At 72.8% G+C, this 16,921-nt stretch carries 17 protein-coding genes; 13 read left to right on the plus strand and 4 right to left on the minus strand.

The features are described 5' to 3' along the window. Positions 1–14 precede the first annotated feature (14 nt). Both ABEA24_RS04725 and ABEA24_RS04730 read left to right on the plus strand, forming a co-directional pair. Positions 15–1,433 carry an MFS transporter gene (locus tag ABEA24_RS04725; protein ID WP_345429361.1) on the plus strand — a complete coding sequence of 473 codons (1,419 nt, stop codon included), beginning with the start codon at positions 15–17 and terminating at the stop codon, positions 1,431–1,433. A 328-nt stretch (positions 1,434–1,761) separates the two neighbouring features. Next, on the plus strand, positions 1,762–2,277 hold the full coding sequence (locus ABEA24_RS04730) for a hypothetical protein (protein WP_345429362.1): 516 nt from the start codon (positions 1,762–1,764) through the stop codon (positions 2,275–2,277). Between the two features lie 42 nt (positions 2,278–2,319). Here ABEA24_RS04730 and ABEA24_RS04735 read toward each other — a convergent pair whose 3' ends face one another. Both ABEA24_RS04735 and glmS read right to left on the minus strand, forming a co-directional pair. Continuing rightward, positions 2,320–2,850, minus strand: a complete 531-nt coding sequence (locus ABEA24_RS04735) for a DUF1697 domain-containing protein (protein ID WP_345429363.1) — start codon at positions 2,848–2,850, stop codon at positions 2,320–2,322. 4 nt (positions 2,851–2,854) lie between these two features. Next, entirely contained in the window at positions 2,855–4,699 is a 1,845-nt protein-coding gene (gene glmS, locus ABEA24_RS04740; protein ID WP_345429364.1) for a glutamine--fructose-6-phosphate transaminase (isomerizing), read from the minus strand. Positions 4,700–4,811: 112 nt separating this feature from the next. Here glmS and coaA point away from each other — a divergent pair, with 112 nt between their 5' ends. Beyond that, positions 4,812–5,768, plus strand: a complete 957-nt coding sequence (gene coaA / locus ABEA24_RS04745) for a type I pantothenate kinase (protein WP_345429365.1) — start codon at positions 4,812–4,814, stop codon at positions 5,766–5,768. A 76-nt stretch (positions 5,769–5,844) separates the two neighbouring features. On the opposite strand, the gene ABEA24_RS04750 is transcribed toward coaA, so the two are convergent. Continuing rightward, positions 5,845–7,236, minus strand: coding sequence for an MFS transporter (locus tag ABEA24_RS04750; RefSeq protein WP_345429366.1), 1,392 nt, complete (start codon positions 7,234–7,236; stop codon positions 5,845–5,847). A 204-nt stretch (positions 7,237–7,440) separates the two neighbouring features. Between ABEA24_RS04750 and ABEA24_RS04755 the strand changes: the two genes are divergently transcribed. From ABEA24_RS04755 to tsaD, 10 genes are all read left to right on the plus strand, one after another. Beyond that, entirely contained in the window at positions 7,441–8,319 is an 879-nt protein-coding gene (locus ABEA24_RS04755; RefSeq protein WP_345429367.1) for a helix-turn-helix transcriptional regulator, read from the plus strand. A gap of 13 nt (positions 8,320–8,332) precedes the next feature. Continuing rightward, entirely contained in the window at positions 8,333–8,689 is a 357-nt protein-coding gene (locus ABEA24_RS04760) for a holo-ACP synthase (RefSeq protein ID WP_345429368.1), read from the plus strand. Positions 8,690–8,702: 13 nt separating this feature from the next. Then, on the plus strand, positions 8,703–10,199 hold the full coding sequence (locus ABEA24_RS04765; protein ID WP_345429369.1) for an NAD(P)H-hydrate dehydratase: 1,497 nt from the start codon (positions 8,703–8,705) through the stop codon (positions 10,197–10,199). Between the two features lie 53 nt (positions 10,200–10,252). Then, positions 10,253–11,377 (plus strand): alanine racemase, encoded by a 1,125-nt coding sequence (alr, locus tag ABEA24_RS04770; protein ID WP_425551140.1) that lies wholly within the window; start codon positions 10,253–10,255, stop codon positions 11,375–11,377. Beyond that, positions 11,374–12,456, plus strand: a complete 1,083-nt coding sequence (locus tag ABEA24_RS04775) for an alpha/beta fold hydrolase (RefSeq protein WP_345429370.1) — start codon at positions 11,374–11,376, stop codon at positions 12,454–12,456. The genes alr and ABEA24_RS04775 overlap by 4 nt, the downstream gene beginning before the upstream one ends. A gap of 29 nt (positions 12,457–12,485) precedes the next feature. Continuing rightward, a complete protein-coding gene (gene tsaE / locus ABEA24_RS04780; RefSeq protein WP_345429617.1) occupies positions 12,486–12,908 on the plus strand; it encodes a tRNA (adenosine(37)-N6)-threonylcarbamoyltransferase complex ATPase subunit type 1 TsaE in 423 nt (140 codons plus the stop codon). Positions 12,909–13,047: 139 nt separating this feature from the next. Beyond that, positions 13,048–13,776 carry a hypothetical protein gene (locus ABEA24_RS04785; protein WP_345429371.1) on the plus strand — a complete coding sequence of 243 codons (729 nt, stop codon included), beginning with the start codon at positions 13,048–13,050 and terminating at the stop codon, positions 13,774–13,776. Between the two features lie 218 nt (positions 13,777–13,994). Beyond that, complete coding sequence (tsaB, locus tag ABEA24_RS04790) at positions 13,995–14,657, plus strand: tRNA (adenosine(37)-N6)-threonylcarbamoyltransferase complex dimerization subunit type 1 TsaB (protein ID WP_345429372.1); 663 nt, start codon at positions 13,995–13,997, stop codon at positions 14,655–14,657. After that, positions 14,654–15,139: a ribosomal protein S18-alanine N-acetyltransferase gene (rimI, locus tag ABEA24_RS04795; protein ID WP_345429373.1), complete on the plus strand. Its 486-nt coding sequence runs from the start codon at positions 14,654–14,656 to the stop codon at positions 15,137–15,139. Before tsaB ends, rimI begins: the two co-directional genes overlap by 4 nt. Beyond that, on the plus strand, positions 15,136–16,167 hold the full coding sequence (gene tsaD / locus ABEA24_RS04800) for a tRNA (adenosine(37)-N6)-threonylcarbamoyltransferase complex transferase subunit TsaD (protein ID WP_345429374.1): 1,032 nt from the start codon (positions 15,136–15,138) through the stop codon (positions 16,165–16,167). The genes rimI and tsaD overlap by 4 nt, the downstream gene beginning before the upstream one ends. Here tsaD and ABEA24_RS04805 read toward each other — a convergent pair. Further along, positions 16,148–16,909 carry a TetR/AcrR family transcriptional regulator gene (locus tag ABEA24_RS04805; protein WP_345429375.1) on the minus strand — a complete coding sequence of 254 codons (762 nt, stop codon included), beginning with the start codon at positions 16,907–16,909 and terminating at the stop codon, positions 16,148–16,150. The two genes, tsaD and ABEA24_RS04805, sit on opposite strands and share 20 nt — an antisense overlap. Positions 16,910–16,921: the final 12 nt, after the last annotated feature.

Below are 16,921 nucleotides of genomic sequence, written 5' to 3' on the forward strand. Positions count from 1 at the left end.
GGAAAGGGACGGTCATGGCCGTTCTGGAAGAGGTCACCGGCCGGGCTCGGATGACGGCGCGGCAGCGCATGGTCCTGGGTCTGCTGCTGGGCGCGCAGTTCATGCTGGCCGTCGACTTCTCGATTCTCAACGTCGCGCTGCCGGCCGTCGGCGAGGGCCTGGGCTTCGGCCTGCACGCCCTGCAGTGGGTGGCGAGCGGCTTCGCCCTGCCCGCCGCCGGACTCACCCTCCTCTCGGGACGGGTCGCGGACCTGTTCGGGCGGCGGCGGATGTTCCTCATCGGCATGGCGCTGCTGGCCGCCGGATCGCTGATCGGCGGTCTCGCCGTCTCGCCGGCGATGCTGCTCACCGGCCGGGTGGTGCAGGGCATCGCCACCGCGATCGGCACTCCGGCGGCGCTGTCGCTGCTCACCACGTCCTTCCCGGAGGGGCCGCTGCGTTCCCGGGCGCTCGGGCTGAACGGTGCGCTGATGTCCGCCGGGTTCACCACCGGCGCGGTCCTGGGCGGCGTGCTCACCGATCTGCTGAGCTGGCGCTGGGCGTTCCTGGTCAACGTGCCGATCGCGGTGTTCATCCTCGCCGTCACGCCGAAGCTCATCACCGGGGGCCGGGCCGCCGCGGGGACGCGGCTGGACGTCGCGGGCGCGGTGACGGTGACGGCCGGGCTGCTCGCCCTCGTCTACGGCGTCACCGCGGCGGGGGAGCGAGGCTGGACGGCCCCGGTCACGCTCGTCTCCCTGGCCGCCGCCGCGGCGCTGCTGGTGGCCTTCTGGTTCGCCGAGGCGCGGGCGGCCGCCCCGCTCGTGCCGGTACGGATCCTGCGGCGGCGCACGGTGGTGTGGGGCAACGCCGCCGGGCTCATCGCCTTCCTCACCGAGACCTCGCTGGTCTTCTTGATGACGCTGTACCTGCAGGAGGTGCTCCGCTACTCGCCCCTGGTCACCGGGCTGGCGTTCGGCGTCCTCGGCGCGGGCACCGTCACCGGCGGACTCCTCGGCGCCCGCGTGATCGCCCGGCTGGGGACGTACCGGGTGCTGGTCGGCGCGTTCGTCGTCCAGGCGGCCGCGACCGCGTCACTGGTCGCGCTCGGGGACGCGCACCGGTGGATCCTGCTGTTCCTGGTCGCGACCTTCGTCGGCGGCGTCGGCAACATGCAGGCGATCGTCGCCTTCATGGTGACCGCCACGTCCGGGCTGCCGGACGACGAGCAGGGGCTGGCCACCGGGCTCGCGACGATGACCCAGCAGATCGGGATCACCATCGGCATCCCCATCATGAGCGCGATCGCCGCCGGCCGTACGAGCGCGCTCGGTGGCCCGCACGCCACGGCGGTCCTCGGCGGAGTACGGCTCGCCGTACTCGTCAACGCGGCGATCACACTGGCCGGCGCGTTGCTGGTGGCGGCCCTGCTGCGACGCCGCACCGACGAATGAGCGCCTGCGACAGTGGTCCCCGGCGCGGGCCGTCGACCAGCCCGCTCCGGGTGAGCGCGCGTCGGGCGGGCTGTCACTTCCGGTTCGGCAATCAGTTGCCTTTCGGACATGTCTGAATAACCGATGGCTTACCGCGATCCAGCTAGATGATCACTGAGTGATGAGGGCGTGACGGTCCTTGTCGCGTGGCCGGCCCCCGCGGGGCGCCCGTACGGGGCCGTGCCGGTGAGATCGCAATCCACGCGCAGATTCGCGAGGCGATCGATTCTGACGGCCGTACCACCGAGATGAGTCGGTGGCGGCGGCGAGATCCGAAGGGAATTCCGTAATGGGCAACGTGAAGAGCAGGCTGGCGGCCCTGGGCGCCATGAGCGCCATTGGGGCGGCCATGGTCGTCGTCAATGCAGCGCCGGCGTCGGCCGCGGTCTGGAAGCACACGAACTGGGCCTACACGAAGGACTCCGGCGGCGCCGGAGGAAGGGCCCGAATCGAGATCTCCAAAGAGCGGGGCGGAAAGTGGGGCGGCAACTACACCCGCCTGACCAAGCTCGTGGTCCTGGACCGGGACGGCAACGACCACAAGGTCGCCTACGCGAGCGTCTGGACGAAGAACAGGAACGGGAAGTGGGCGATGGTGACGACCAACGCGCCCGGCGACGCTCCCCGCTACTGGCAGACGTGGGACGACTCGAAGCACGGCATGGGGAACAAGGATTACCACTGGCTCAGCTACTACTACACGAGCGGCCGGACCATCAGGGCGAAGGTCTGCCTCGTGAACAAGGTCCTGCAGACGAGCGGCGCCAAGTACTGCAGCTGGACCAAGCCGATCAGAGTGCCCTGACGGCACCGATCCGGCTCATGATCCGCCGGCGGGGCGTTCGGGTCACCCCTCCGCCAGTTCCAGGAGCCGGGTGACGGTGTTCCAGTTGCGGACGGTCGCCTGGAGGCCGAGGCGCCTGGCCAGGATCGGCGGGAGTTTCGCTCGGCCGAGGCCGTTCGGGAAGTAAAAATAGAGGTCTTTTTCGCCCAGCCCGAGCTCTTCGGGGGCGAACTCCGCCGGATCGAGGGCGCGCAGCCGCTCGTGGTCCGGGGGCTCGGCCAGGAACGCCACCGCGAACTTGGCCGGGTCCCGGACCTCGAGAGGGTTGTTCTCGACGATCGCGCGCAACTCGTCGGCCGTGCGCACCATCACCGGGACCGTACGGCCGAGGGCGGCGGCGAGCCCGTCCTCGATCGCGGCGGCGATCTCCTCCGCCGGCGCCTCCGGCGCGGTGAACACGGCGTTGCCGCTGTTCAGATGGGTCCGGACGTCGGTGTGACCGAGCCCGGCCAGCACGTCCTTGAAGTCGGCCATGGCGACCTTGGTGTCCCGGCCGACGTTGACCCCGCGCAGGAGGGCGACGTAGCGCACCATGGCCCTACTCGACGGTGACGGACTTGGCGAGGTTGCGGGGCTGGTCGACGTCGTGGCCCCGGGCGGTGGCCAGCTCGCAGGCGAACACCTGGAGCGGGATCGTCGCCACGAGCGGCTGCAGGAGCGTCGGCACGGCCGGCACCCGGATGAGCGTGTCGGCGTACGGGGCGACGGTCTCGTCGCCCTCCTCGGCGATGACGATCGTGCGGGCCCCGCGGGCGCGGATCTCCTGGATGTTGGAGACGATCTTGTCGTGGAGGATCGGCCGGGCGCGCGGCGGCACGACGACGACCACCGGCAGGTCCTGCTCGATCAGCGCGATCGGACCGTGCTTCAGCTCACCGGCGGCGAACCCCTCCGCGTGCATGTACGCGAGCTCCTTGAGCTTCAGCGCGCCCTCCAGGGCCACCGGGAAGCCCACGTGGCGGCCGAGGAACAGCACGCAGCGCTCGTTCGCCAGCGAGCGGGCCAGCTCGCGGACCGGCTCGACCGTGCCGAGGACGGCCTCGACCTTCTCCGGCATGGTGTTGAGCAGCTGGACCATCGCGAAGACCTCGTCGCCCCACTTGGTCCCCCGGACCTGCGCGAGGTACAGCGCGATCAGGTAGACGGCGACGAGCTGGGTGAGGAACGCCTTCGTCGAGGCGACGGCGATCTCCGGGCCGGCGTGGGTGTACAGCACGCCGTCGCACTCGCGGGGGATCGTCGAGCCGTTGACGTTGCAGATGCCGAGCACGTTGGCGCGCTGCTCGCGGGCGTGCCGCACGGCCATCAGGGTGTCCATCGTCTCGCCGGACTGCGAGATCGCGATCACCAGGGTCGTACGCGTGAGGATCGGGTCGCGGTAACGGAACTCGCTGGCCAGCTCCACCTCGCACGGGATCTGCGCCCAGTGCTCGATCGCGTATTTGGCGATCATGCCCGCGTGGTACGCCGTGCCGCACGCCACGATGATGATCTTCTCGACGTCGCGCAGCTGCTGGTCGGACAGGCGCATCTCGTCGAGGGTCAGCCGCCCGTCCGCGCCGACGCGGCCCAGCAGGGTGTCGGCGACCGCCCGCGGCTGCTCGGCGATCTCCTTCAGCATGAAGTAGTCGTGGCCGCCCTTCTCGGCGGCGGAGACGTCCCAGTCGACGTGGTACTCCTTCACCTGCGCCGGGGCGCCGGCGAAGTCGGTGACGGTGACGCCTTCCGGGCGCAGCTCGACGACCTGGTCCTGGCCGAGCTCGATCGCGTCGCGGGTGTGCGCGATGAAGGCGGCGACGTCGCTGGCGAGGAAGTTCTCCCCGTCGCCGACGCCGACGACCAGCGGGGAGTTGCGGCGCGCACCGACGACGAGGTCCGGCTCGCCCGCGTGCACGGCGACCAGGGTGAACGCGCCCTCGAGACGCCCGCAGACCCGCCGCATCGCCTCGGTGAGGCCCATGCCCTTGGCGACCTCCTCCTCAAGGAGGTGCGCGACGGCCTCGGTGTCGGTGTCGGAGGACAGCTCGTGGCCGCGCTCCTCCAGCTCGACGCGCAGGGCCGCGAAGTTCTCGATGATGCCGTTGTGCACGACCGCGACCGCGCCGGTGCAGTCGGTGTGCGGGTGGGCGTTGCGGTCGTTCGGCGGCCCGTGGGTGGCCCACCGGGTGTGGCCGATGCCCGCGTGACTCTGCGGCGGCGGGCTGTCGGCGAGCGCCTCGCGCAGGTTGACCAGCTTGCCGGCCCGCTTGGTGACCGTCAGCTTCCCGTCGGCCAGAACGGCCGCGCCGGCCGAGTCGTAGCCTCGGTATTCCAATCTGGCGAGCCCGTCGACGACCACGTCGAGAGCGGACTGCGAGCCGACGTACCCCACGATTCCGCACATGGGACGCCAGCGTAATGGCTCCAGGTGGGCGACTAGACCAGTGCCGTCGCCAACGTCCGCATCCGGTAAAGATCACCCGTAGTGCACTTCAGGAAACGCTATGGTTACGTCCATGATCGCTGGTGGGGGCGGCGTGCCCAGCCCCTCTGTCGAGCCCAGCCCCTATGTCGAGTTCGGCCGCGACGAGTGGCGGGAGCTGCGCGCGGGGATGCCGCTCTCACTCACGCCGGACGAGCTCGAGGCCATCCGCGGGCTGAGCGACCCCATCGACCTCGGCGAGGTCGAGCAGGTCCACCTGCCCGTGGCCCGGCTCATCGGCCTGTTCCGGGCCGCCGACGGCCGCCTGCGCGACGCGGTGGGCGCCTTCCTCGGCGAGCCGGTCGCGCCCACCCCGTTCGTCATCGGCATCGCCGGCAGCGTCGCCGTCGGCAAGTCGACGGTGGCGCGCCTGCTGCGGACGCTGCTCGCCCGGGGGCCCGGCGAGCCGGACGTCGAGCTCGTCACCACCGACGGCTTCCTCTACCCGAACGCGACGCTCGCCGAGCGCGGGCTCATGGACCGCAAGGGCTTCCCGGAGTCGTACGACCGCCGGGCGCTGCTGCGGTTCGTGTCCGCGGTGAAGGCGGGCGCGGAGGAGCTGTCCGTCCCGGTGTACGACCCGCTGGCGTACGACATCGTGCCCGGTGCCCGGCAGGTCGTCCGGCGGCCCGACATCCTCATCGTGGAGGGCCTTAACGTGCTGCAGACGGCCCGGCCGGGCGGTCTCGCGGTATCGGACCTGTTCGACTTCTCGCTCTACGTCGACGCCCGGGTCGACGACATCCGCCAGTGGTACATCGATCGCTTCTTCGCCCTCCGGCGTACGGTGTTCACCGACGAGCGGTCCTTCTTCCACCCGTACGCGCAGGTGGACGAGGACAAGGCGGCGGCGTACGCGGAGAAGCTCTGGCGGGACATCAACGAGGTCAACCTCGTGGCCAACATCCTGCCCACCCGGGACCGCGCCACCCTCGTCCTGCACAAGGACCGCGACCACCGGATCCACCGCGTACGCCTCCGCCGCATCTGAGCGTGCCTGACGGCGCTCGTTCCGCGAGCGCGGGGCGCGCCGTCCTCCTTCGTCCGGTCGCCGCTCCCGGCGCTCCTCAGCCCGGACGACGCGCGCCGCGCACGACCAGCAGCGAGCAGCAGGCACCGAGGACCGCGACCGCCGCGAGCGCGGTGCCCGTCACCGCCAGGGCGTGCCCGGTCGGCGGAGCCACGCTGAGGAACAGCGTGCCGAACGTCGCGACGCCCACCACCTGACCGAGCTGGGTCATCGTGACGAGCAGGCCGCTGGCGTCCGCCGCGTCCCCGACCGGGACGTCGGCGAGCGCCATCGCCAGCATCGGGCTGAACGCCCCGCCCAGGCCGAGGCCGGTCAGGCCCATCGCCACCTCGAGCCCCACCCCGCCGGACCGGAAGGCGCCGAGCCCCACGTAACCGAGGGCCGCCACCAGGAAGGCCGCCGGGACCATCAGGCGGTGCCAGCGGGCGGGCACCCGCCGCCAGTTCAGGCTGGCCAGCGCGAAACCTCCGGCGCCGGGGATGAAGGACAGGCCGGCCCGCAGCGGCGTCTCGCCCAGGCCGCCCTGCAGGTGCAGGGCCAGGCTGAACAGGAACCCGCCGAAGGTCGCCATGCAGACGAAGATCGCGGCGGCGCCGGGGAGGACGCCGGGCGTGCGCAGCAGCCGGCCCGGGATCAGCGGCGCGGCCGCCCGGCGCTGCAGGGCCACGAAACCGCCGAAGAGCACGACGCTGCCCGCCAGCATCAGCCAGCCCCACCCGGGCCAGCCCTCCTCGTGCCCGAGCACGAGCGGCACGACGAAGCACACGACCGCCGCGGACAGGCCGAACACGCCGGGGAGGTCCAGGCGGCGTCCCGGCTCGCCGGTGTCGCCCGGCAGGACGCGTGGCCCGGCGAGCAGCAGCACGATGCCGATCGGAACGTTGACGAGGAACACCGGGCGCCAGCCGGTGCCGAGGATGTCGGCGCTGACCAGGGCGCCGCCGACGACCTGCCCGACGACGGCGCCGCCGGACAGCACGGCCGAGTAGACGCTCAGCGCCCGCGCCCGGGCGGTGCCGGTGAAGCTGCGCTGGATGAGGCTCATCACCTGGGGCACCATGAGCGCGGAGCCCGCTCCCTGGACGAACCGGAACGCGATGAGCAGGCCGGTCGACCCGGCCAGGCCGCACGCCAGGGACGCGGCGGTGAACACCGCCAGCCCGCCCAGGAAGGCGCGCCGGTGCCCGAGGATGTCGCCGAGCCGCGCACCGGTGATGAGCAGCATGGCGTACGCGATGGTGTACCCGGCGATGACGAGTTGCAGGCCCGCGCCGGAGGCGTGCAGGTCGGTACGGATGGTGGGGGCGGCCACGTTGACCACGGTCACGTCGAGGACCGCCATGAACTGGCCGAGCATGATGATCGTCAGTAGCCCGCCGCGGCGGACCGGTGGGGGCGCCGTACGGGCGTCGAGGGTGATCTGGGCCATGCGTCGAGCCTGCGGGCGGCGCGGTACGGGTGGTGAGAGCCCAGTGATACTGGTGCTGCCAGCACCTGCCACCGTGCCTCCTCGACACGGTGGACCGCCGTCGAGCGCTGCGTCGCCGGCGGCGCGGTACGGGTGGTGAGGGCCCGCTGATACTGGTGGTGACAGCACCTGGCAAGGTCGCCCGGTTTGACCCACCATGGACGGGTGACCGTGACGACCCCGCGCCGGCGGACCGAGCTGGCCGCCTTCCTGCGCAGCCGCCGGGAGCGCATCACTCCTGCGGAGGTGGGCATCCCGGCCGGTCTGCGCCGCCGCACGCCGGGCCTGCGCCGCGAGGAGGTCGCCCAGCTCGCCGGGGTCGGGGTCACCTGGTACACCTGGCTCGAGCAGGGCCGGCCGATCAACGTGAGCGTCCAGATCCTCGACGCGATCGCCCGCACGCTCCGTCTCGACCAGACCGAGCGCGAGCACCTCTACCGGCTGGCGGACATCCCCTCGGCGCCCGGCCCGGTGCTCCATGACCGCCTCGAGCCCCAGGTGCAGACGGTCCTCGACGGTCTGGTGCCGCTCCCCGCCGCGGTGATGACCAGCCGCTATGACGTCCTAGCGTGGAACGCCGCCTACGCGGCGCTCTGGCCGAGGGTGCGGGAGAACGACGTGCCCCGGAACCTCCTGTGGCGGTTGTTCGTGACCCCGGAGTGCTGCAGCCCGATGGTGAACCGCGACGTCGAGCTGCCGCAGATGGTCGCGACGTTCCGCGGGGCGTTCGGCCGGCACCTCGGCGAGCCCTCCTGGACCGAGCTCGTCCAGCGCCTGTCGTCGGCCAGCCCCGAGTTCGCCGAGATGTGGGCCGCGCACGACGTCGCCGTCCCGTCGACCCGCGTGAAGGTCTTCCGGCACGCCTCGGCCGGCGTGGTCCGGCTGTCGGTGGTCAACTTCGCCGTCACCGCCACCCCGGAGACCCGGATGGCGGTCTACACGCCGGTCGACGCGGAGAGCCGCGAACGCGTCCAGTGGCTGCTCGACCATCCCGGTGCCCCCGCCGTCGACCACGTCCACGAGGTGTCGGCCCGCGCGGAGTGATAAACCTGGTCTAGTGATCGTCGGAGTGGGGATCGACGTCGTGGACGTCGCCCGGTTCGCCAGGTCGCTGGAGCGCACGCCGAACCTCGCCCTCCGGCTCTTCACCGACCACGAACGCGAGCTGCCCGTACGGTCCCTGGCCGCGCGGTTCGCCGCCAAGGAGGCACTGGCCAAGGCGCTCGGCGCGCCGGGTGGCCTCCAGTGGACCGACGCGGAGGTGCGCCGGGCCGAGAACGGCCGCCCGACCCTGCACGTCAAGGGCACCATCGCGGAGGCGGCAGGCCGGCTGGGCATCACCACATGGCATGTGTCGCTCAGCCACGACGGCGGCGTCGCCGTCGCGGTGGTCATGGCCGAGAACACCCGATGAGGAGGCGAGCGTGATGCGGTACGCGCACGAGGTGGACAAGGTACGGACCGCCGAGCGAGCGCTGATGGCCCGCCTGCCCGAAGGCACGCTCATGCGGCGCGCCGCGGCCGGCCTGGCGGCGGTCTGCGCCCGGCTCCTCAGCAGCGGGCGCGAGGTCGGTCTGGGGGTCTACGGCGCGCCGATCGTCCTCCTGGTCGGCAGCGGCGACAACGGCGGCGACGCCCTGTACGCGGGCGCGGGCCTGGCCCGGCGCGGCGCGCGGGTCACCGCGATCCTCGCCGGGGCCAAGACCCACGAGGGCGGGCTGGCCGCGCTCCGCGCCGTCGGCGGCCGGGCGGTGCCCGCCACGGACGAGGCCGGTGCCGCGGCCGAGATCGACCGCGCCGACCTGATCGTCGACGGCATGCTCGGCATCGGCGGCCGCGGTGGCCTGCGCGAGCCGTACGCCTCCCTGGCCGTACGCGCGGCGGACAGCGGGGCGGTCGTGGTCGCCTGCGACCTGCCCAGCGGTATCGACGCGAGCACGGGCCAGGTCGACGGCCCGGCCGTCCAGGCGGACGTCACCGTGACCTTCGGTACCTACAAGCCGGGCCTGCTCGTCGACCCGGGCGCCCGGCACGCGGGCGTGGTCGAGCTCGTCGACATCGGGCTCGGCCCGTACCTTCCCGACCCGGACGTCTGCGCGCCCCGCGGCGACGACGTCGCGGCCTGGCTGCCCCGCCCGACCCACGAGTCGGACAAGTACCGGCGCGGCGTGGTCGGCGTCCTGGCGGGCGGAGAGGCCTTCACCGGGGCCGCCGTCCTCGCCGTCGGCGGGGCGGTGCACGGCGGCGCCGGCATGGTGCGGTTCGCGTCGTCGGAGCACCCGGTGGAGCTGGTCCGGCAGCGCTGGCCGGAGGCCGTCACCACCGTCATCGGCGACTCGCTGGACCAGGTCGGGCGCGTACAGGCGTGGGTGGCCGGGCCCGGACTCGGCACCGACGAACGGGCCGAGGCGCTGCTCGCCCAGGTCCTCGCCACGGACCTGCCGGTCCTCGTGGACGCCGACGGGCTCACGATCCTGTCGCGCCGCCGGGACCTGCTGTGGCGGACCCCACCGACCCTCCTCACCCCGCACGCCGGGGAGCTGGCCCGGCTGCTCGGCACGGACGCCGCCGAGGTCGAGGCACGGCGGCTGGAGCACGTGCGCCGCGCCGCCGAGGAGCTGAACGCCACCGTCCTGCTCAAGGGCTCCACCACCGTCATCGCCGAGGCCGAACGCCCGGTGCGGGTGAACCCGACCGGCACGCCCTGGCTGGCCACGGCGGGCACCGGCGACGTCCTGTCCGGCCTCACCGGCACACTGCTGGCCGGCGGCCTGCCGGCGATCGACGCGGCGGCGGCCGGTGCGTACCTGCACGGCCTGGCCGGACGGCTGTCCGCCGACCCGAACGGCGCCGGCGCCGCGCCGATCAGCGCGTACGACGTCGTCGACGCCCTGCCCGCCGCCTTCCGCACCCTGTCCGCCTGACCGGGCCGCGAGGATGGCCGGAGCTCACGTCGGTGGCTGCCACACTGGAACGCATGGTGAACGTCCCCGCGACAGCGCGTGTCGACCTGGCGGCGATCAGGCATAACGTCGGAGTCCTCCGCGAGACGGCGGTAGGTGCCGAGGTCATGGTGATCGTGAAGGCCGACGGGTACGGGCACGGCATCGTCCCGGTCGCGCACGCCGCGCTGGCGGGCGGCGCGAGCCGGCTCGGCGTGGCCTCGCTGGCCGAGGCGCTGACGCTGCGGCGGGCCGCCGTCGACGTGCCGCTGCTGTGCTGGCTGTACGGCCCTGGCGAGCCGTTCCACGAGGCCGTCGCCGCCGACATCGACCTGTCCGCCAGCTCGGTGGGCCAGGTGGAGGAGATCGCGCAGGCCGCCGTCCGCGCGGGCCGTACGGCGCGGCTGCACCTCAAGGCCGACACCGGGCTGTCCCGCAACGGCGTGACCGCGGCCGAGTGGCCCTCGGTCGTCGACGCCGCGCTCCGGGCTCACGCCGACGGGCAGGTGCGGGTGGTGGGGCTGTGGTCGCACATGGCGTGCGCGGACGAGCCGGGCCATCCGTCGATCGCCGCGCAGCTGAAGATCTTCGCCGAGGCCGTCGAGCTGGCCGAGAAGGCCGGCGTACGCCCGGAGGTCCGGCACCTGGCCAACTCCGCGGCGACGCTGACGATCCCGGAGGCGCGCTACGACCTCGTCCGGCCCGGCATCGCCGCGTACGGCCTGACCCCCATCCCGGGCCGTGACTTCGGGCTCCGGCCCGCGATGACCCTCACCGGGCGGCTGGTCAACGTCAAACGGGTCCCGCCGGGCACCGGCGTGTCGTACGGGCATCGCTACGTCACCGAGCGGGAGACGACGCTCGGCCTTGTCCCCCTGGGGTACGCCGACGGGATCCCGCGCAGCGGCACCAACCTTCTGGAGGTCTGGGCGGCGGGGCGCCGGCGGCGCATCGCCGGCACGGTCTGCATGGACCAGTTCGTCATCGATGTGGGCGACGATGTGATCGAGGCCGGGGACGAGGTGATCCTCTTCGGCCCGGGCGACCGGGGCGAGCCCACCGCCCAGGACTGGGCCGACCTGCTCGGCACCATCTCCTATGAGATCGTCACTCGCATCGGCGCCCGCGTCCCCCGCGTGTACGAAGGATCCCCCGCATGAACAAGAAGCGCATCGGTCTGATCGGTGCGGCGGTCGGCACGTCCGCCGCGATCGGCGTCGGCGCGGTCGTCGCCGCCCGCAGGTACGCCGTCGGGCGGGCCCGGCTGGCCCCGGACCCCGACGCGGGCGAGCCGTTCGGTGAGCTGCGCGGGCGCCCGCTGACGGTCGAGGCGACCGACGGGGTGCCCCTCCATGTCGAGATCGACGGACCGGACGACGCGCCCTTCACGATCGTCTTCTGCCACGGGTACGCCCTGAACCAGGACTGCTGGCACTACCAGCGCCGTGACCTGGGCCGGGACGGCGACCTGCGGATGGTCTTCTGGGACCAGCGCAGTCACGGCCGGTCCGGGCGCAGCGATCTGACCCACGCCACCGTCGACCAGTGCGGTGCGGACCTGTTCGCCGTGCTGGAGGCCACGGTCGACCCGGACACGCCGGTGGTCCTGGTCGGCCACTCGATGGGCGGCATGACGATCATGGCGCTGGCGGACGCCCACCCGGAGCTGTTCGAGAGCGGGCGGATCGCCGCCGTCGGCCTGATCAACACGTCCTCGGGCGAGCTGGCGGAGCTGACCCTGGGCCTGCCGATGGCGTTCGGGAAGGTGTTCAAGGCGACGCTGCCCCGGGTGACGCGCACCCTCGGCGGCAAGCCCGCCGAGCTGATCGACCGGGGGCGGCGGGTCGGCGCCGACGTGGCGTTCATGGTCACCCGCCGGATCGCCTTCGGCGACAAGAACGTGAGCCCGACGGTCGTGGACTTCCTCGAGCAGATGATCCGGGCGACGCCGATCGACGTGATCGCGGCGTTCTATCCGACGCTCGCGGCGCACGACAAGCTCGCGGCGCTGGAGGTGTTCGCGGACCTGCCCGCGCTGGTGGTCGTCGCCGACGAGGACCGCCTGACGCCCGCCGCGCACGGGCGGGCGATCGCGAACGCCCTGAACGACGTCGAGCTCGTCGAGGTGGCCGAGGCCGGCCACGTCTCCATGATGGAGCATCCTGAGATCGTCACCCAGGCGCTCGTCCGGCTGATCGACCGTGTGCGCCGCGTCGAGGAAGAGGAGCGGTCGGCGTGAAACCCATCCCGGTTCCCACCGATGAGGCGATGCGCGAGCTGGGCCGCAGGCTGGCCGGCGCGCTGCGCGCCGGAGACCTGGTCGTGCTGTCCGGGCCGCTCGGCGCGGGCAAGACGACGCTGACCCAGGGCCTGGGCGAGGGCCTGAAGGTCCGGGGGCCGATCACCTCACCGACCTTCGTGATCGCCCGGGTGCACCCGTCGCTGGCAGGGGGACCGCCCCTGGTGCACGCCGACGCCTACCGCCTCGGCGGTCTCGACGAGGTCGACGATCTCGACCTTGACCTGCAGGACGCCGTGACCGTCGTCGAGTGGGGTGAGGGCCTGGTCGAGGAGCTGTCCGAGGACCGCCTGGAGGTCACCATCGAGCGGGGTGACTCGGAGGAGCGCACCGTCCGGATCGCCGGGGTGGGGGCCCGCTGGATGGACTCGCCGATCGATCACGTACTGTGACCGACTCAGTCGATTGACAGAACCTGCCGGGGTTCCTTTCCCGCTTGACGCAGACGTTTCAGAGATCTTGCAATACCCTCTCGTTTAAATCTCACCTTCCTGGCAGATCAGGACATATAGGTCGAGGGGGAGAGGTCCGGTGAGCGGTCGTCGTCGCGCTCCCCGCCCGGCCGGACGCAGCAGACGCGTCTGGGCCGTCGCGGGCACCCTCGCAGTGGTCGTCGCGGTCTGCGCCGTCGCGGCGTTCGCCTTCCTCCGTACGGGAGACACCGTCCGGCACAAGGCGTCGTCGAAGGAGGGCGGCGGGCCGCAGAGCTCGCCCATGAGCGCCCCCGGAGGCTCCGAACGCGACGTCGTCCCCGACGCCTGCACCGCGCTGAGCCAGAAGGTCGCCGACGACCTCGCCCCGAGCGCCGACCGTACCGAGATGGACCAGGCCAACCAGTCCGACCAGCACAGCGAGTGCGCGTGGAGCCTCTACGGGGACATGGGCCGGCAGCTGACCGTCGAACTACGCGCCATGAGCGCCCAGGGCAAGAACAACGCGACCGCCGTCGCGGTCCAGACGTACGGCACGGAGTGGGAGTCCGACCGCGCGGGCAAGGACCTCGCCGACACCGTCGAGGTGCGCGACAGCCGTGGCGTCAGTGGCGTCGGTGAACAGGCGTACGTGGTGTACACGGTGGACAAGGGCGAGGTCGGAGCCGCCGTCGCCAACGCCCGCCTCGCCAACGTCCTCGTCACCGTCCACTACTCCGGCGGCGACGGCCAGGACGGCGCCACGAAGCCCCTCTCGTCCTCCGACGCCACCAACGGCGCCCTCTCCGCCGCCCGCGACGTCATCTCCAAGCTCCAGTCCCAGTCCTGACCCGGCCGGACGCCTGTCCCCGGTACGCCCTGCGCTGCGGCGAGTGCCGTGACGGGTTCTGACCCGGCCGGTGGTCTGCGGTCGGTGTGCCCTCCGGCGCGGCGAGTGCCCTGACACGGCGGGACGCCTGTGCTCGGTGCGCTCTCCGGTGCGCCGAGTGCCTTGACCGGTCCTGACCCGGCCGGACCGGTGCCGCGGGCGCGCTACGCTCATAGGTCGTGCTGGTCTTGGCTTTCGACACCGCTACCGCCGCGGTCACCGTCGCCCTGAGCGAGGGCACCTCCGGCGGCACCCGCCTTCGCGCCGAGTCGAACGCGGTCGACCGGCGGCGGCACGCCGAGGTGCTCGCCCCCGCGATCGCGACCGTGCTCGACGAGGCCGGGGTGACCCGCGCCGACCTGTCGGCCATCGCGGTCGGCGTCGGCCCCGGGCCGTACACCGGGCTGCGCGTCGGACTGACGACCGCCCGCGCGCTCGGCGCCGTGCTCGGCATCCCCGTACACGGGGTCTGCACCCTCGACGTCCTCGCCTGGCAGTCCGGCCGCAGCAGTCCCTTCGTCGTGGCCACCGACGCCCGGCGCAAGGAGGTCTACTGGGCGCGCTACGACACCGCCCGCGCCCGCGCCGCCGGGCCCGCCGTCGGCAAGCCCGCCGAGGCGGCCGAGCCGGGTCTGCCCGCCGTCGGGGAGGGCGCGCTGCTCTACGCCGACACGCTCGCCGGGCAGGAGCCCGCGCTGCCGTCCGCGGCCGCGCTCGCCGACCTGGTGATCACCCGGCTGAACGGCGGCGACGGCCCCGCGCTGGTGCCGCCCGTCCCGCTGTACCTCCGCAAGCCCGACGCCCGCGAACCCGGACCCCGCAAAAGGGTGACGCCGGCATGACGCTGCGCCCGATGACCGCCGAGGACCTGCCCGACGTCCTTACTCTCGAGCCCGTCCTGTTCCCCGAGGAGTCCTGGTCGGCGTCCGCCTACCGCGAGGAGCTGGCCGACGAGAGCGGCACGCGGCACTACGTCGTGATCGAGGACGACGACGGGCGCTTCGCCGGATGGGCCGGCCTGGCCGTCGTCGGTGAGCAGGCCGACGTGATGACCATCGGCGTCCGGCCGGAGCTGCAGGGGCGCGGGTTCGGCACCCGGCTGCTGACCGCGCTGCTGGATGAGGCCGCCGCCCGCGGCTGCCCCGAGGTGTTCCTCGACGTGCGCGCCGACAACGACCGGGCGCGGCGGCTGTACGAACGGTTCGGCTTCACCCAGGTCGGCATTCGCAAGCGCTACTACCAGCCGTCCGGGGTGGACGCGATCGTGATGGTCCGTGACGCGCGGCGGAGCGGAGTGCCCGCCGGACAGGAAGTGGGAAAATGAAGGACGAACCCCTGGTCCTGGGGATCGAGACGTCCTGCGACGAGACGGGCGTCGGCATCGTGCGCGGCCACACGCTGCTCGCCGACGCCATCGCCTCGAGCGTCGACGAGCACGCGAGGTTCGGCGGGGTGGTCCCCGAGGTCGCGTCGCGGGCCCACCTGGAGGCCATGACACCGACCGTCGACCGCGCCCTGGCCGACGCCGGCGTGACCCTGAACGACATCGACGCGATCGCCGTCACCGCCGGGCCCGGGCTGGCCGGCGCCCTCCTCGTCGGCGTCGCCGCCGCCAAGGCCTACTCCCTCGGCCTCGGCAAGCCGCTGTACGGCGTCAACCACCTCGCCGCCCACGTCGCTGTGGACCAGCTCGAACACGGTGCCCTGCCCAAGCCGTGCGTGGCGCTGCTCGTCTCCGGCGGGCACTCGTCGCTGCTCCTCGTCCCCGACGTCGCCTCCGACGTACGCCCGCTCGGCGCCACCGTCGACGACGCCGCCGGCGAGGCGTTCGACAAGGTCGCGCGGGTGCTCGACCTCGGCTTCCCCGGCGGCCCGTACATCGACCGCGCGGCCCGGGAGGGCGACCCCGGCTCGGTGTTCTTCCCGCGCGGCAAGTACGACGACGGCACCTACGACTTCTCCTTCTCCGGCCTCAAGACCGCCGTGGCCCGCTGGGTCGAGGCCCGCGAGCGCGCCGGCGAGCCGGTCCCGGTCGCCGACGTCGCCGCGGCCTTCCAGGAGGCGGTCGTCGACGTGCTGACCAAGAAGGCCATCGCCGCCTGCAACGACAACGGGGTCTCCCACCTGCTCATCGGCGGCGGGGTCGCGGCCAACTCCCGGCTCCGCGCGCTCGCCCAGGAACGCTGCGACGCGGCGGGCATCCAGCTGCGGGTGCCCCGCCCGAAGCTGTGCACCGACAACGGCGCGATGGTCGCGGCACTCGGCTCCGAGCTCGTCGCCTCCGGCCTGGCCCCCTCCGACCTCGGCCTGCCCGCCGACTCCTCCCTCCCGATCACCCAGGTGCTCGTGTAGGACGGCGCCGGTGGGCGCGCTGGCGGCAGGTCGGACCGCAGTAGCGGGGTGGCCGCCCGGTGGCATGGACACGCAGCTGCGCGCCGCATTCCGCGCAGAACCTCAGGGCGGTGGTTTCGTGACGCGGAAGGGAGGGCGAGTCACGGAACGTTTCGGCTTTCGTGACGACCGGGGTTCGCAGTCCGTCCAGCAGTAGCCGCACCAGCCGTGTGCCGCGCACCCGGTCCCGGTGCGCCGAACGCAGTGCGGCACCGCCGACGGCCACCGCGGCCAGATCGTCGGCCCGTACGTCGGCGCGTATCGCACCAGCCTGTTTCGCGTCGGACAGCAAGCGCTCCTGCGCCTCGCGGAACCGCTGCGCCGCGGCGGCCATTACGGCGCGCGGCCAGCTCTGGTCGGCGGTGAGCACATCGCAGAAGTGCTGCCGGCCCGCCGACTTCTCGATCACTTCGAGCAGGAACCCGAACAGCGCGTCACCGGGCGTGGCCCGGGCGGCCCACCGATCGGCGGCGGCCACCAGACCCTCGATGTGTTCGGCGAGCACCGCCTCGACCAGGATCTCCTTGCTGGGGAAGTGCCGGTAGACGGTCCCGGCGCCGACCCCGGCGCGCTGTGCGATCCGGCCGAGCGACACCTCCAGCCCCTCCTCGGTGAACACGCGTATCGCCGTGCGTAGGACGATCTCTCGGTTGCGGCGGGCATCGGCGCGCCCGGCGGGTGCCGCTCCCGGTGCTGCTGTCATGTCACGTAATCC

This window comes from Actinoallomurus vinaceus, assembly GCF_039542055.1.
GTDB lineage: Bacteria > Actinomycetota > Actinomycetes > Streptosporangiales > Streptosporangiaceae > Actinoallomurus > Actinoallomurus vinaceus.